Genomic DNA, 13669 nt, shown 5'->3' with positions numbered 1-13669 from the left:
CAGTGGGGTGCCGGGCGCACCCGACAAGTGAGGAACTCCGATGCAGCTCAGACGCCCGGCGGCGTTCGTCGGCGCCGCCGCGCTGGTGGCCGCCTCCGCCGCCGCCGGCTCTTCCGCGCAGGCCGCCGACACCCCGAGGACCGCGCTCGGCAAGGACGGCCAGAAACTGACCGTCTCCGCCTCCGCCAACCTGGCCCCCGACGGCGAGACGCTCCGGGTCACCGGGTCCGCGTACGACGACACCAAGGGCATCTACGTCGCCGTCTGCAAGGACAACGGCGACAACCGCATCCCCACCCCCTGCCTGGGCGGCGCCGACCAGAGCGGCGACAGCGGCGCCTCCCGGTGGATCATCCCCAGGGACGCCTCGGACGAGGGCGCGGGCACGGTCGCCGAACGCTGGGGCGAGGGCGGCACGTTCGACGTCGAGCTGAACGTCAAGGCAAAGGACAGCGGCCTCGACTGCCTCGAGGTCGCCTGCTCGGTCGTCACCCGCGTCGACCACAACGCCGCCGGCGACCGCTCCCAGGACGTCCGTATCCCGATCACCTTCCAGGGTCAGGACCCGGGTGACGGAGGCGGCGGCGACGGCGTGGACGTCCCGCCGGGCACCGTCAGCTACGCCAAGGCCGCCGAGTTCACGACCGCCGGACGCCCGCTGGACCTGCTGCTGCACCCCGGCTCCGGGAAGCTGTACGTCGGTTCGGACAACATCCCCGACACCGCGGACGTGGCCGAGCAGGGGCTCTACGCCCTGGACGCCGGGGACGGCAAGGTGCTCGGTCACATCGCCCAGGCCCCCGGGCTGAACGGCGCCCTGGCTCCCCGAGTGGTCCGGCGGATCATCGCGCCGCTGGCCGGCGACGGCGTGCTCTTCCACTATCCGCTGCGCGGCATCGGCACCGCCAAGGACGGCGACACGGTGGCGCAGGGGCTGTGGTTCACCGGCGCCTCCTTCACCGGAGTCGGCCAGGACGCCGGCACCTCCACGGTGCTGGTCGCGGCGGGCGGCGAGCTGCGCCGGATCGACCTCGCCACCGGCGAGACGAAGCAGACCGTCCCCCTGGAGGGCGGCACCGAACTCGGCGTCGACGCCGCCCACGGCGCGGCCTGGTCCGTCGGCACGGCCGAGGGCGTACCGGTGCTGCGCCGGGTGGACACCGGCACCTTCCAGGTCACCGCCACGGCCGAACTCCCCGCCGATGTCCTCACCTTCGTCGAGCCCGACCCGGCGACCGGCAACGTCTGGGTGGGCAACGGCAGTTCGGTGCTGGTCTTCGACAAGGACGGCAAGCCGCTCGCCACCCTCACGGGCGAGGACCGGCCCATGGCGGCGGCCTTCGACAGGAGCACCGGGCGCGCCTTCGTGCTGCGCGAGGACCTCGCCGACGGCACCACGGACAACTCCGGGTCCCTGCAGATCATCGACAGCACGGCCTTCCGGCCCGTGGCCGACGCGGTCGTCCTCCCGGGCAGCGTCCGCACGGGTACCTACGCGGGCCTCGCGGTCGCGCCCGGCGCCACCTCCGTCTATCTGACCAAGTCGGCGGAGAGCAAGGTCGTCAAGTACGACCTGCGCATGTCGCCCAAGGTCACCCAGTCCCCCACCGACCAGTCCGTGACGGCGGGCGACGAGGTCTCCTTCGTCGCGGCGGCCGAGGGCACCCCGGCACCGGCCGTGCGCTGGCAGGTCAGCCCGGACGGCGGGCAGACCTGGTCGACGGTCGAGGGCGCCGACGAGAACGCCTACTCGTTCACCGCGAAGGCGGCCCAGGACGGTTACCGGTACCGGGCCGAGTTCACCAACTCCGTCGGCACCACGCGCACTTCCCCGATCACCCTGACGGTGAAGGAGCGCGCGGACGACGGCGGTGACGACGGCGGCTCGGGCGATCCCGACGACACCACGCCCTCCGGCACCAGGACGGTCACCGGCCCCGAGGGCCAGAAGCTCACGGTCACCCCGGTCAACCACCTCGCCACCGAGAACCAGACCCTGAAGGTCACCGGCTCCGGCTACGACGTCGACAAGGGCATCTATGTCGCCCTCTGCGTGGACAACGGTACGGGCGAACTGCCGACGCCCTGCATCGGCGGCGTCGACATGAGCGGCGCGTCCCACTCCTCGGCGTGGATCTCCTCCAACCCGCCGGACTACGGCGAGGACCTGGCGACCCCCTACGGCGAGGGCGGCACGTTCGCCGTGGAGTTGACCGTGGCCGCCAAGGACGAGTTCACGGACTGCTTCAAGGCCAAGTGCGTGCTCGCGACCCGCGCCGACCACACGCTCTCCGGCGACCGGAGCCAGGATGTCAAGGTGCCCGTCAGCTTCGTCGGGCAGGACCCCGTGGACACGGACGACGGCGGAACAGGCGGTACGAGCGGCACGGGTGGCACCGGCTCGACGGGCGGCACCGGCACCACCGGCGGAACGGGTTCGTCCACCACCGGCGGCACCGGCAGCTCCGGGAGCACCGGCACCGGCACGACCACCACCGGCGGCAGCCTGGCCTCCACCGGCGTCACCGTCGGCACCGTGGCCGCGCTCGCGGCGGCACTGACGGCGACGGGCTGGGTGGCCTACCGCCGCGGCCGTACCGTCCGCTAGCGCCCGTCCGCCCGACCGGTCCTAGCCGCGGCCCACGACCAGCCACTTCGACGGCAGTTCGATCCGGGTGCCGTCGGAGCCGTACTCCGTGGTGGCGAGGGGCAGTTCGCCCGAGGCCACCACGGAGAGGCCGGCCGTGCGCACGTACTCCAGGACCGCGTCGTCGGCGACCTCGCCCGGGGCGATGCCGTGCTGGAAGACGGGGGCCAGCTTGGGCGGCGGGCCCGAGGGGCTCTGGGCGAGGCCCATCAGGACCGGCTTGGCGGCCTCGGCCAGTTCCACGAGCAGGGCCCGGCCACTGGTGCCGACGAGGGTGGCGATGCCGTCCACGAGGGACTGCCGGTCGTCGGGCTCGGCCTGGTGCAGGACACCCCGCATGTAGACGTTGGCGTCGCCCAGCTCCGCGTGCAGCGTCTGCGCCTCGTCCTTCTCCCCCGCGTCCAGGACGCGGTAGGCGGCCAGGCCCGCCAGGTCGGCCTGGCGGGCGCGGTCGATCGCCGAGGCGGACAGGTCGATGCCGAGGACGTGCGGGAAGCGGTCGGCGAGGAAGCGCGTCTGGGTGCCGTTGCCGCAGCCGAGGTCCACGAGCGGCAGCGTCGGTGCGGTCAAGTGCGGTTCGAAAAGGGCCAGATGCGGGCCGACGGTCACGGCCGGCTCGGCGTCCCAGAACACCGCCCCCTCCTCGTCGGGGGCGTCCCGCCAGAAGCCCTCCCAGGCCTCCCGGTACCGACTCGTCACGCTCATGCCCAACTCCCCAGGGTGCGACGGCAGCCCGCCGCGAAGTGACGGGCGAGTACGGTCTATCGCGCCCCGGGCTCCGCCTTCAAGGACGCGGCGCATTCCTTCACGCCGCACTCGATCCGCGTACGCCCCCGCACGCCTCGCGCGCCGTGGGACCGGTCAGCGGCGCGGGAGTGTCAGTTCGAACCAGACGGTCTTCCCGGCGCTCGTCCGGCTGGTGCCCCACTCGCGCGCGAGGGTGCTCACCAGGCGCAGCCCACGGCCGAACTCGTCGGTCGGACCGGCGCTCATAAGAGTCGGCAGCTCGTGGTCGTCGTCGTCCACCTCGCACAGCAGGGTGTCGCCGCGCACCAGCCGGAGGTCGACGGGACGGCTGTGCGAGTGCCGCAGGGCGTTGGTGACGAGCTCGCTGACGAGCAGTTCGGCGACATCGGCGAGCCGGGGCAGTCCCCAGTCGTGCAGCTGCTCGCGGACGACCGCGCGGGCCCGGCCGACCTGGAGGGGGTCGCGGGAGAACCGCCACTCGGCGACGTCCTCCGGCGCGATGCCGTTGAGCCGGGCCATCAGCAGGGCGACGTCGTCCTTGCGGCCACCGCGGGTGTTGAGCGCCCGGATGATGGTGTCGCAGGCGTCGTCCATCGACGCGGCCGGATGGGCGGCGGACTCGCACAGGGTGGCGAGTCCCACCCCGATGTCCTCGCCGCGCACCTCGACCAGGCCGTCGGTGCACATCACCAGCCGGTCGCCGGGCTCCACCCGGACGCGGACCGCCTCGAACGGCACCCCGCCGACTCCTATGGGCGCGCCCGTCGGCAGGTCCAGCAGCTCGCTGCGCCCGTCCTCGGCGCGCACAAGCACCGGTGGGATATGGCCCGCGTTGGCGATCCGCAGCTCGCCGGCGATCGGGTCGTACACGGCGTAGAGGCAGGTCGCGAGGTAGGTGTCGCCGAGCCGCTGGGCGAGGTCGTCGAGGTTGCGCAGGAGCTGGGCGGGCGGCAGGTCGAGGGCGGCCATGGTCTGTACGGCCGTACGCAACTGGCCCATCATCGCGGCCGAGTTGAGGCCGTGGCCCATGACGTCGCCGACGACGAGGGCGGTGCGGGCGCCGGGCAGTTTGACGGAGTCGAACCAGTCACCGCCGACCCGCCCGAGCAGCGTGCCCGGCAGATAGCGGGTGGCGATGTCGCAGCCAGACATGCGCGGCGGGATGTGCGGCAGCATGCTGTCCTGGAGGGTCTCGGCGACGCTCTCCTGGAAGGTGTACATCCGGGCGTTGTCCAGCACGAGGCCCGCGCGGGCGGCGAGTTCGGCGCCGGTGACGCGGTCCATGTCGTTGAAGACGGGCCGCTCGGGGTGGCGCAGCAGGATCATGAAGCCGAGGACCACATTGCGGGCCTTGAGCGGTACGACGAGCATGGAACGGCCCGTGATCAGCGGCCGGATGTCCCGCTTCTCGAACTGGGAGGCGATGGCGTGGCCCATCTCCTCGCTGATGCGCGGCACGAGCACGGGCTCGCCGCTGGTCATGCACTGGAAGAACGGGGTGTGCGCCGGGAACGGCATGGCCTCGCCGACCGGTACGACGTCGTCCCAGCGGCCGGGTTCGTCGGTGTGCTCGATGGCGACCCGGTGCCACATGGTGGTGGTGTCCGGCACCCCCTCGGGGAATCCCTCGCCCGCGACGACCTGTTCCCGCAGATAGGTGCCGGCGACGTCGGTGAAGCGGGGGACGACCGCCCGGCTGACCTCCAGGATCGTCCGGGAGAGGTCGAGGGAGGTGCCGATGCGACCGCTGACCTCGTTGAGGAACTCCAGGCGCTCGCGGACCGCGACGTACTCCAGGTCCTCGGCGTCCTCGGTGTCCTCCTCGGGCACGGGCAGTCCGAGCACCGCGGCACGGTCGGCGCGCTCCCGGCGGGCCCTGCGCTCGGCGCGGCGCGGGACGCCCCAGTCGGGGGTCACGGGCACGCGGTCGTTCTGGCTGAACTCCAGGACGGGGTAGCCCAGTTCCAGGATCTGCGCGACGATCCGGGAGCCCTCGCCCACACTCATGCTGGGCAGGATCTCGGGCAGCCGGCGGGCCAGTTCGTCGGCGCCGGGGAAGTCGGTGTGCAGGGCGAACCCGGGCGCGATGCGCTCGAATCCGGTGCCGTCGGGGTCCTGTTGCCGCAGTCCGTCCGCGTCCGCCGCGAGCACCAGCAGCCGCTCGCGCCCCGGCCCGACCAGGGGGTACGCCCACCACAGCACGTCGGAGCGGTCGTCACCCGGCACGGTGAGACGGGCGCGGCCGGCGGCCGGGTAGCTGAGCCGTCCGTCGAGCGAGGACTCCAGATCGGGCCCGAGTCCGTCGTAGGCCGCGTAGGCGCCGTACGAGGTGGTGTCGGTGTCCTCGTGCAACGCCCCGGAAACAGGCAGCAGATCGGCGGCCGGGCGCCCGATGGCGTGCTCCTTGCCGACGCCGAACAGCCGCCGGGCGCCGGTGCTCCAGTGGGACACCAGGCCCTCACGGTCGACCACGACGACAGCCAGCGGCACCCGGCCGCTCGCGCCGCCCCCAGCTCCGCGGCTGGAAGGATCGTCCCTCTCGGTGCCACGGTCCATGGCCAAGGCCTCTCTCCCCACGGCTTGGGCAAGATCTACCCCGCCGACACCACGTTACGGCGAGCGCCGGTGGTGATGTGGGGCAATAAAGGAATTGACTCACGCCGCCGCACAACCGGCGCGTACCGCGGTGCCGTACGGCCCGCACGGCAGGGCCCCTCAGTCCTCGTGCCCCAGCTGAAGGTCCCGTTCCGTACGCCCGCCCCCGGCCACCTGGAGCACCGTGGCGACCGGCGGGTAGCCCGCGGCGATCACCGTGTACTCGCCGGAGGAGAGGTCCACGAACCGGAAGGTGCCGTCCGGGCCCGTGGTGAGCGTGTCGACGACGTTGCCCGCCGCGTCCAGCAGGGTCACGCGCGCGTCCTCGACGGGCCGTCCGCCGCTCGCCCGGACGGTTCCGCGCAGGAGGGCTCCGCCGGCCAGCTCGATGTCCTGCCGGGTCTCCCGCGCGGCCTGTACGGTCACCGGCAGCGCGGCCGGCCGGAAGGCGGGCGCGCTCGCGGCGAGCGTGTACTCCCCGGCCACCAGCTCGGTGATGACGTAACCCCCCTCGCGGCCGCTGCGCGTGGTGGCGACGACCTCGCCGTGGACGTTCGTCAGCGTGACCGTCGCCTCCCGCACGGGAGTTCCGTCCGCAGTCAGCACACCGCCCGCCAGGCGTCCCGCGCCGCCGAGGACGACGTCCAGTTCGACCGGGCGTTCGCCGACGGTCACGGAGACGGCCTGCGGCTGGTGACCGCCCGCAGCGGCGATGAGGACGTACGACCCAGGCCCCGGCGTGGACAGCGCGTACCGCCCGTCCTCCCCGCTGGCGCCCCGCCCGATCTGCTGTCCGGTGACGTCGATGAGGGTGAGCGCCGCGCGCGGCACCACGGTTCCGTCGGGGTGCTGCACCGTGCCGCGGACGGGGTTCCCGGCGGCGTGGGGCGAACGGGCTTGCGGGACGGGGGCGTTCGGCGGGGCGGGCGCGGGCTCGGTCTCGGTCTCGGCGGTGGGGTGGGACACCAGTGGTTTCTCCTTGAGGAAGAAGGCGAGGAGCAGGCCCAGGACGAGTACCGGCACGAGGTAGAGGAAGATCCTCGGCATGGCGTCGGCGTAGGCCTGGATGTAGTCGTCGCGCAGCGCGGGCGGCAGCGCGTGGACGGCCTGCGGGGTGATGGACTCGGCGTCGGGCAGATCGGCACCGGCCCGCGCGGGCAGCCGGTCGGCCAGGGCGTCGGCGAGCCGGTCGGCGAAGAGCGTGCCGAAGACCGCCGCGCCGACGCTGCCGCCGATCTGCCGGAAGTAGTTGTTGGCGCTGGTCGCGGCGCCGAGGTCGGCGCCGCGCACGGAGTTCTGCACGGCGAGGATCAGCACCGGCATCACCATGCCGATACCGGCGCCGAGGACCGCCATCCAGAGGCTGTAGTGCAGTCGGGGCGTGTCGGTGTCGAGCCGGGACAGCAGCCACATGCCGACGACGGAGAGGGCGCCGCCGAGGACGGGGTGGATCTTGTAGCGCCCGGTGTGGGTGATGAGCTGTCCGGAGACGATGGAGGCGCCGACGATGCCGCCCATCATGGGCAGCATCAGCAGCCCGGACTCGGTGGCGGACGCCCCGTCGACCATCTGCAGGTAGGTCGGCAGATAGCTGGCGGCGCCGAACAGTGCCACGCCCACCACCAGGCCCACCAGACCGGTGACGTTGAAGACGGAGTCCCTGAACAGCCGCAGCGGGATGAGGGGTTCGGCGGCGAAGTGCTCGGCGACCAGGAAGAGCACGGTGGCCGCCGCGGCGCCCGCGCCGAGCCCGAGGATGACCCGCGAGTCCCAGGCGTACTCGGTGCCGCCCCAACTGGTCAGCAGCACCAGGCAGGTGGAGGCGGCGGCGAGCAGCAGCGAGCCGAGGATGTCGAGCCGGGGCTTGGCCGTCGGCTTCGGCAGCTTCAGTACGACGGCGACGACGGCGAGCGTGACGATCCCGAAGGGGACGTTGATGTAGAAGCACCAGCGCCAGGAGAGGTGGTCGGTGAAGTAGCCGCCGAGCAGCGGTCCGGCGACCGAGGCGAGGCCGAACGCGGCGCCGATCAGGCCCATGTACCGGCCGCGCTGCCGGGACGGCACGATGTCGGCGATGATCGCCTGCACCCCGATCATGAGGCCGCCCGCTCCGACGCCCTGGACGGCCCGGTAGGCGATGAGCTGGTCCATGGTCTCGGCCCGCCCGGCGAGCGCGGAGCCGATGACGAAGACGACGATCGCGAACTGGAAGACACCTTTACGACCGAGCAGGTCGCCGAGTTTGCCGTAGATCGGCAGGCCGATGGTGGAGGTGAGCAGGTAGGCGGTGATCGCCCAGGACATCCGGTCCAGGCCGTGCAGCTCGCCGACGATCTTCGGCAGCGCGGTGGCGACGATCATCTGCTCCAGCGCGGCCAGCAGCAGCGCGAGCATCAGCCCGCAGAAGACCAACCGCACCCGGCGCGGGCTGAGTTCGCCGTCCGCCGTCCGGTGCGGCGCGGGCGGCTCGGGGGGTGCCGCGGCCGGTCGGTCCTGCACCGGAGTCGTCCCGCCCACGTACCGCTCCCCTCGTCGCGCCTGCCACGCAAATTCCCGCGTAATGCGACAACTACGAGCAAGCACGACGAGTTACGGCAGACCGGTGCGGCTCACCAGGATCCACCCGATCCGGTGAGCGAGGTCAACACCCCTCGAACACCGGGGACTTACTTCTCCACTTCAGTGGCGAGGTTCTCCAGCAGGGCGTCGTAGATCCGGCCGAGGCCCTTGGGGGCGAAGGTCTTCTCGAAGAAGCCGCCGATGCCGCCCGCACCCTGCCAGGTGGTGTGCACGACGACCCGGGACCTGCCCTCACCGGCCGGGGTGACCCGCCAGGTGGTGACCATGGTGGAGTTGCGGTCCTTCTCGACGAGCCCGCCGTCGTTGGGCTCGCTGACCTCCAGCAGACAGTCGCGCACCCGCTTGCTGGTGGCCTGCAGCTTCCAGTGAACGAGGGTGCCCTCGCCGTCGCCGCCCTCGCGCACCTCGTACTCACTGAAGTGCTCGGGCAGCACCTTCCGACGCGTGCCGCTGTAGTCGGCGAGGGCGTCGAACACCTTCTCCGCGTCCGCCGCGACGACCCGCTCCGTAGTGGCCTCGACCTGCGCCATTGACTTCCTCCAGGGAGTGACTTGCTCGGGGATCGAGCAAAGCCAACCACCCCATGACCCGGCCGCCCAAATCGAGGTCGCACGATCAAGGGAACATGTGTTCTATTCTGTGGTCAGTGCTACCGAGGAGGCCTCATGCGCTGGGAGAACCTCGCCCTGGAGTCCGACCACAGCGGGGCCGACGCCGCCCTGTTCGGCGCCGACGCGGTGATCACCCGTACCTTCGACACCCCCGAGTTCCGCGGGATCACCTTCCACGAGATCCGGGCCCGTTCGATCATCAACCGGGTGCCGGGGGCCTCCCGTATGCCTTTCGAGTGGACGGTGAACCCCTACCGCGGCTGCTCGCACGCGTGCGTGTACTGCTTCGCCCGCAAGACCCACAGCTATCTGGACCTCGACACCGGACTCGGCTTCGACTCCCAGATCGTGGTCAAGGTGAACGCCCCGGAGCTGCTGCGCCGCCAGCTCGGCTCCCGGCGCTGGCTGGGCGAGCACATCGCGATGGGCACGAACGTCGACTGCTACCAGCGGGCCGAGGGCCGCTACCGGCTGATGCCGGGCATCATCGGCGCCCTGCGCGACCACGCCAACCCCTTCTCGATCCTGACCAAGGGCACGCTCATCCTGCGCGACCTGGAGCTGCTGAAGCAGGCGGCCGCGGTGACCGACGTCGGCATCTCCGTCTCGGTCGGCTTCACCGACGCCGAGCTGTGGCGCACCGTCGAGCCGGGCACACCCGCCCCCGAGCGGCGCCTGGAGGTCGTACGGACCCTCGGCGAGCACGGCATCGGGTGCGGAGTGCTGATGGCGCCGGTGATCCCGTTCCTGAGCGACAGCCCGGCCCAACTGCGGGCCACCGTCCGCGCGATAGCCGCGGCCGGCGCGACCTCCGTGACCCCGCTCGTGCTGCATCTGCGGCCCGGTGCCCGTGAGTGGTTCATGGCCTGGCTGGAGCGCCACCACCCGTACCTGGTGCGCCGCTACGAGCGCCTGTACGCGGACGGCGCCTACGCCCCGAAGTGGTACCAGCGCCGGGTCACCCGGCAGGTGCACGAACTGGCCGAGGAGTACGGCATCGGCCCCACGCGCGCGGGGATGCCGCGCCGGATCCGCGAGCCGGAACCGCCGCTGACCGAGGCTCAGCCGACGGAGCCGGTTCAGCTCTCGCTGATCTGAGAGCATCCGAGCGCATCGGTCGCCCCAATTGGGTCAAGTATCGCCAGAACACGTTCTTCCGGACGGTCTTTCCGGGACGATGCGGCGTGGACCGTGACCCTCGCGGTCCGCACACCCTCCGTCCTGGGAGGACTCGATGAGAAAACGCGCAGCCGTGCTGTGCGCTGCCGCCGCCGTCGTCGCCGGGTCGTTCACGGCCGTTCCCGCCGAGGCGAGCGGATCGCATCCGGCGCCGAAGCTCGCCTGGAAGAACTGCGGCACCACCACCTACCCCAAGCTCCAGTGCGCTTCCCTCGAAGTGCCGCTCGACCACGCGAATCCGCACGGGCGGAAGATCACGCTCGCCCTCTCCCGTGTACCGCACACGGCGAAGAAGTACCAGGGCCCGCTGCTGGTCAACCCCGGCGGCCCGGGCGGCAGCGGCCTCACGCTCGCCGGCTTCGTGGCGTCCACGCTGCCCAAGGAGGTCGCGGCCCAGTACGACGTCATCGGCTTCGACCCGCGCGGGGTCGGCAAGAGCAAGCCCGCCCTCGACTGCAAGCCCGGCCACTTCAACCCGGTGCGCCCGGACTCGGTGCCGAGCACCCGGGCGATCGAGAAGGCCAACCTGGAGCGCGCGCGGTCCTTCGCGAAGGCCTGCGCCGACAAGCACGCGGACCTGCTGCCGTACATCAACACGGTCAGCACCGTGCAGGACATGGACCGGATCCGGCAGGCGGTGGGCGCCAAGCGGATCAACTACTTCGGCTATTCGTACGGCACCTATCTCGGCGCGGTCTACGCCAGGCTCTTCCCGGAGCGGGTACGGCGCCTGGTGCTGGACTCGGTCGTCGACCCCACGGGGGTCTGGTACGAGGACAACCTCGCGCAGGACTACGCCTTCAACGACCGTCACCTCGCCTTCATGGCGTGGGTCGCCAAGCATCACGCGACCTACAAGCTGGGCACCGACCCGGCGAAGATCGAGAAGAAGTGGTACGCGATGCGGGCCGCGCTGGCGAAGAAGCCGGCCGGCGGCAAGGTGGGCCCCGCCGAACTGGAGGAGACCTTCCTGCCCGGCGGCTACTACAACGGCTACTGGCCCTATCTGGCCGAGGCGTTCGCGGCGTACGTGGGTGACAAGAACACCGATCCGCTGGTGGAGGCGTACGACGACTTCGCCGCCGTGGACGCCGCGGGCGACAACGGCTACAGCGTCTACACCTCCGTCCAGTGCCGGGACGCCGACTGGCCGCGGGACTGGCGGCAGTGGCGGGACGACAACTGGGCGGTGTACGCCAAGGCGCCCTTCATGGCCTGGAGCAACGCCTGGTACAACGCCCCCTGCGCGTTCTGGTCGACGAGTTCCCTGCACCCGGTGAACATCGCCAACGGGGACCTGCCGCCGGTGCTGCTGTTCCAGGCGACGGGGGACGCGGCCACGCCGTACCACGGCGCCGTGACGGTCCATCGGATGCTGCACGGCTCCAGCCTGGTGGTGGAGCAGGGCGGGCAGAACCACGGCATCTCGCTGAGCGGGAACGCGTGCCTGGACAAGCATCTGGCGAGGTACCTGACCGACGGCACCGTGCCGCGCAGCGGTGGTGAGGTCGACGCGGTGTGCGACGCGCTGCCCGACCCGAAGCCGCTGAACCCGACGTCGTCGTCCGCCTCCCGGGGCGCGACCCTGCACGGTCTGCTCGGCTTCCGCGGCTGAGCGCACCCTCCGGGGGCGGGCCCTGTCAGTCCCATGGTCCACGATGGACCCATGAGTGAGCCGACCAGGATTCCCGCCCCCGAGGGGGTGGCCCCCGCCGCGCAGTACAGCCATGTGGTCATGGGCACGGGCCGCTTCGTCGCCGTCGCCGGCCAGCTCCCCCTCGACGAGAAGGGCGAGTTGGTCGGCGCGGACGACCCGGCCGCCCAGGCCCGCCAGGTCTTCGAGAACCTCAGGCGCTGCCTGGCCGCCGCCGGCGCGACCTTCGAGGACGTCGTCAAGCTCACCTTCTTCGTCACTGACCTCGCGGACCTCCCCGCGATCCGCGCGGCCCGCGCCGAGCACATACCCGACGACCGGCTGCCGGCCGCCTCAGCGGTCCAGGTGGCGGGGCTGGTCAGGCCCGAATTCCGCATGGAGATCGAGGCGTTCGCGGTGGTGGCCGAGTGACGGACATCCGCGTGCGGGAGATGGTGTACGCCGACTGCGACCGCGTGGCCGAGATCCGCGTCGGCGGCTGGCGCACCGCGTACCGGGGCCTGATGCCGCAGTCCTACCTCGACGGCCTCAGCGTCGCGGAGGACGCCGAGCGGCGGCGCGAGCGGTTCGGGCGGGGCGAGGTGGTGAACCTGATCGCCGAGCGGGACGGCGTCGCCGTCGGCTGGGCCTGCCACGGTCCGTACCGCGAGGGCGACAGCTCCACCGAGGACGCCGAGCTGTACGCGATCTACGTGGACCCGGCGCGGTACGGCGGCGGGATCGGCCAGGCCCTCCTGGAGGAGTCCGTACGCCGCTGCACGGCCGCCGCCCGGCCGCGCATGCTGCTGTGGGTGCTCAAGGACAACGCCGGCGCCCGGCGCTTCTACGAGCGGGCCGGGTTCCGCCCCGACGGCGCGGAGGAGCCCTTCGAGGTCGACGGGGTCCCGGTCCCCGAGGTCCGCTACGCACGGGAGTTGGCCCCTTCCGAGCCCTTCTGATCCCTTTCTGACCCCTTCTGACCCCTTCTGATTCTGACCCCTTCTGGCCTCTGACTCATCTCTGGGAGGGGATCCGGGCCAGCGCGTGCACCGCCGCCTCCGCGAGCGCCGGATGGGCCAGCGCCTCGTGGAGCACGGTCCGGGCGCGGGCGTCGCCGAGGGCGCCGAGGCCCTCGACGCAGGCGAGCGCCACCCGGCGGTAGGGGTCGTGCGGGCGCAGCCGCCGCTCCAGGGTGGTGATCAGGGCGGGGACCGCCTCGGGGGCCCGGAGTTCGACCAGCAGCCGGACCGGGTGCAGGGCGTAGGCGACGCGCAGTTCGTTCGTGGCGAGGGCCGCCGCCGCCCGTGCCGTGCGCGGGTCGCCGAGCCGCGCCAGGGCGTACGCGGCGGACGCGCAGCGCTGGGGGTCCCGGTGGTTCAGGAACAGGACGAGGGACTCGAACGAGCGCCGGTCCCCCGCGAGCCCGAGCCGGAACGCGGCCAGCTCCCTGGCCCACAGCGACTGGCCCGGCGCGACGAGGAGCTCGGCCAGTGCGTCGAGGTCCCCGGTGCCCACGAGCCGCTCGAAGCCCGCTCCCCCGCCGGACTCCCGCCGTAAGCGCTCCGTGAGTGATCGCAACTCTTCGTCCATGACCGCGAGCCTATGGGCGCCCGGGCCGTCCCGGGACCTACATCACAAAGACGGTGAAGGCCGGGGACTGGCGCGCTCGTTACTCGC

At 72.1% G+C, this 13669-nt stretch carries 10 protein-coding genes; 5 read left to right on the top strand and 5 right to left on the bottom strand.

The annotated features are described in order from the left end of the window. Positions 1-40: 40 nt before the first annotated feature. A complete protein-coding gene (locus AC068Z_RS26995; protein WP_478560686.1) occupies positions 41-2608 on the top strand; it encodes an immunoglobulin I-set domain protein in 2568 nt (855 codons plus the stop codon). 21 nt (positions 2609-2629) lie between these two features. On the opposite strand, the gene AC068Z_RS26990 is transcribed toward AC068Z_RS26995, so the two are convergent. The 4 genes from AC068Z_RS26990 to AC068Z_RS26975 all read right to left on the bottom strand — a co-directional run bounded on the left by AC068Z_RS26990 (position 2630) and on the right by AC068Z_RS26975 (position 9099). After that, a complete protein-coding gene (locus tag AC068Z_RS26990) occupies positions 2630-3352 on the bottom strand; it encodes a class I SAM-dependent methyltransferase (protein WP_478560684.1) in 723 nt (240 codons plus the stop codon). Between the two features lie 156 nt (positions 3353-3508). After that, positions 3509-5950: an ATP-binding SpoIIE family protein phosphatase gene (locus AC068Z_RS26985; protein WP_478560681.1), complete on the bottom strand. Its 2442-nt coding sequence runs from the start codon at positions 5948-5950 to the stop codon at positions 3509-3511. 159 nt (positions 5951-6109) lie between these two features. Further along, the gene (locus AC068Z_RS26980) at positions 6110-8506 is read right to left on the bottom strand and encodes an MFS transporter (protein ID WP_478560678.1); all 2397 of its coding nucleotides are present in this window, start codon (positions 8504-8506) and stop codon (positions 6110-6112) included. 149 nt (positions 8507-8655) lie between these two features. Next, entirely contained in the window at positions 8656-9099 is a 444-nt protein-coding gene (locus AC068Z_RS26975; RefSeq protein ID WP_478560675.1) for an SRPBCC family protein, read from the bottom strand. 135 nt (positions 9100-9234) lie between these two features. Between AC068Z_RS26975 and AC068Z_RS26970 the strand changes: the two genes are divergently transcribed. From AC068Z_RS26970 to AC068Z_RS26955, 4 genes are all read left to right on the top strand, one after another. Further along, entirely contained in the window at positions 9235-10278 is a 1044-nt protein-coding gene (locus tag AC068Z_RS26970) for an Rv2578c family radical SAM protein (protein WP_478560672.1), read from the top strand. Between the two features lie 136 nt (positions 10279-10414). After that, positions 10415-11974: an alpha/beta hydrolase gene (locus AC068Z_RS26965; RefSeq protein ID WP_478560669.1), complete on the top strand. Its 1560-nt coding sequence runs from the start codon at positions 10415-10417 to the stop codon at positions 11972-11974. 51 nt (positions 11975-12025) lie between these two features. Next, positions 12026-12424 (top strand): RidA family protein, encoded by a 399-nt coding sequence (locus AC068Z_RS26960; protein ID WP_478560666.1) that lies wholly within the window; start codon positions 12026-12028, stop codon positions 12422-12424. Between the two features lie 20 nt (positions 12425-12444). Further along, a complete protein-coding gene (locus tag AC068Z_RS26955; RefSeq protein WP_478561014.1) occupies positions 12445-12951 on the top strand; it encodes an N-acetyltransferase family protein in 507 nt (168 codons plus the stop codon). A 55-nt stretch (positions 12952-13006) separates the two neighbouring features. On the opposite strand, the gene AC068Z_RS26950 is transcribed toward AC068Z_RS26955, so the two are convergent. After that, positions 13007-13582 (bottom strand): adenylosuccinate lyase, encoded by a 576-nt coding sequence (locus AC068Z_RS26950; protein WP_478560663.1) that lies wholly within the window; start codon positions 13580-13582, stop codon positions 13007-13009. Positions 13583-13669 lie beyond the last annotated feature (87 nt).

This window comes from Streptomyces sp. NPDC043726 (assembly GCF_056436565.1).
Note: the sequence above shows the minus strand (reverse complement) of the source record. Positions and strands in the feature narration are given on the sequence as shown.

Excerpts from the sequence above, each read along its gene's own strand:
- AC068Z_RS26995 (WP_478560686.1), top strand. The coding sequence starts at position 41 with ATGCAGCTCAGACGCCCGGCGGCGTTCGTCGGCGCCGCCGCGCTGGTG.
- AC068Z_RS26990 (WP_478560684.1), bottom strand. The coding sequence starts at position 3,352 with ATGAGCGTGACGAGTCGGTACCGGGAGGCCTGGGAGGGCTTCTGGCGG.
- AC068Z_RS26985 (WP_478560681.1), bottom strand. The coding sequence starts at position 5,950 with ATGGACCGTGGCACCGAGAGGGACGATCCTTCCAGCCGCGGAGCTGGG.
- AC068Z_RS26975 (WP_478560675.1), bottom strand. The coding sequence starts at position 9,099 with ATGGCGCAGGTCGAGGCCACTACGGAGCGGGTCGTCGCGGCGGACGCG.
- AC068Z_RS26970 (WP_478560672.1), top strand. The coding sequence starts at position 9,235 with ATGCGCTGGGAGAACCTCGCCCTGGAGTCCGACCACAGCGGGGCCGAC.
- AC068Z_RS26965 (WP_478560669.1), top strand. The coding sequence starts at position 10,415 with ATGAGAAAACGCGCAGCCGTGCTGTGCGCTGCCGCCGCCGTCGTCGCC.
- AC068Z_RS26960 (WP_478560666.1), top strand. The coding sequence starts at position 12,026 with ATGAGTGAGCCGACCAGGATTCCCGCCCCCGAGGGGGTGGCCCCCGCC.
- AC068Z_RS26955 (WP_478561014.1), top strand. The coding sequence starts at position 12,445 with ATGGTGTACGCCGACTGCGACCGCGTGGCCGAGATCCGCGTCGGCGGC.
- AC068Z_RS26950 (WP_478560663.1), bottom strand. The coding sequence starts at position 13,582 with ATGGACGAAGAGTTGCGATCACTCACGGAGCGCTTACGGCGGGAGTCC.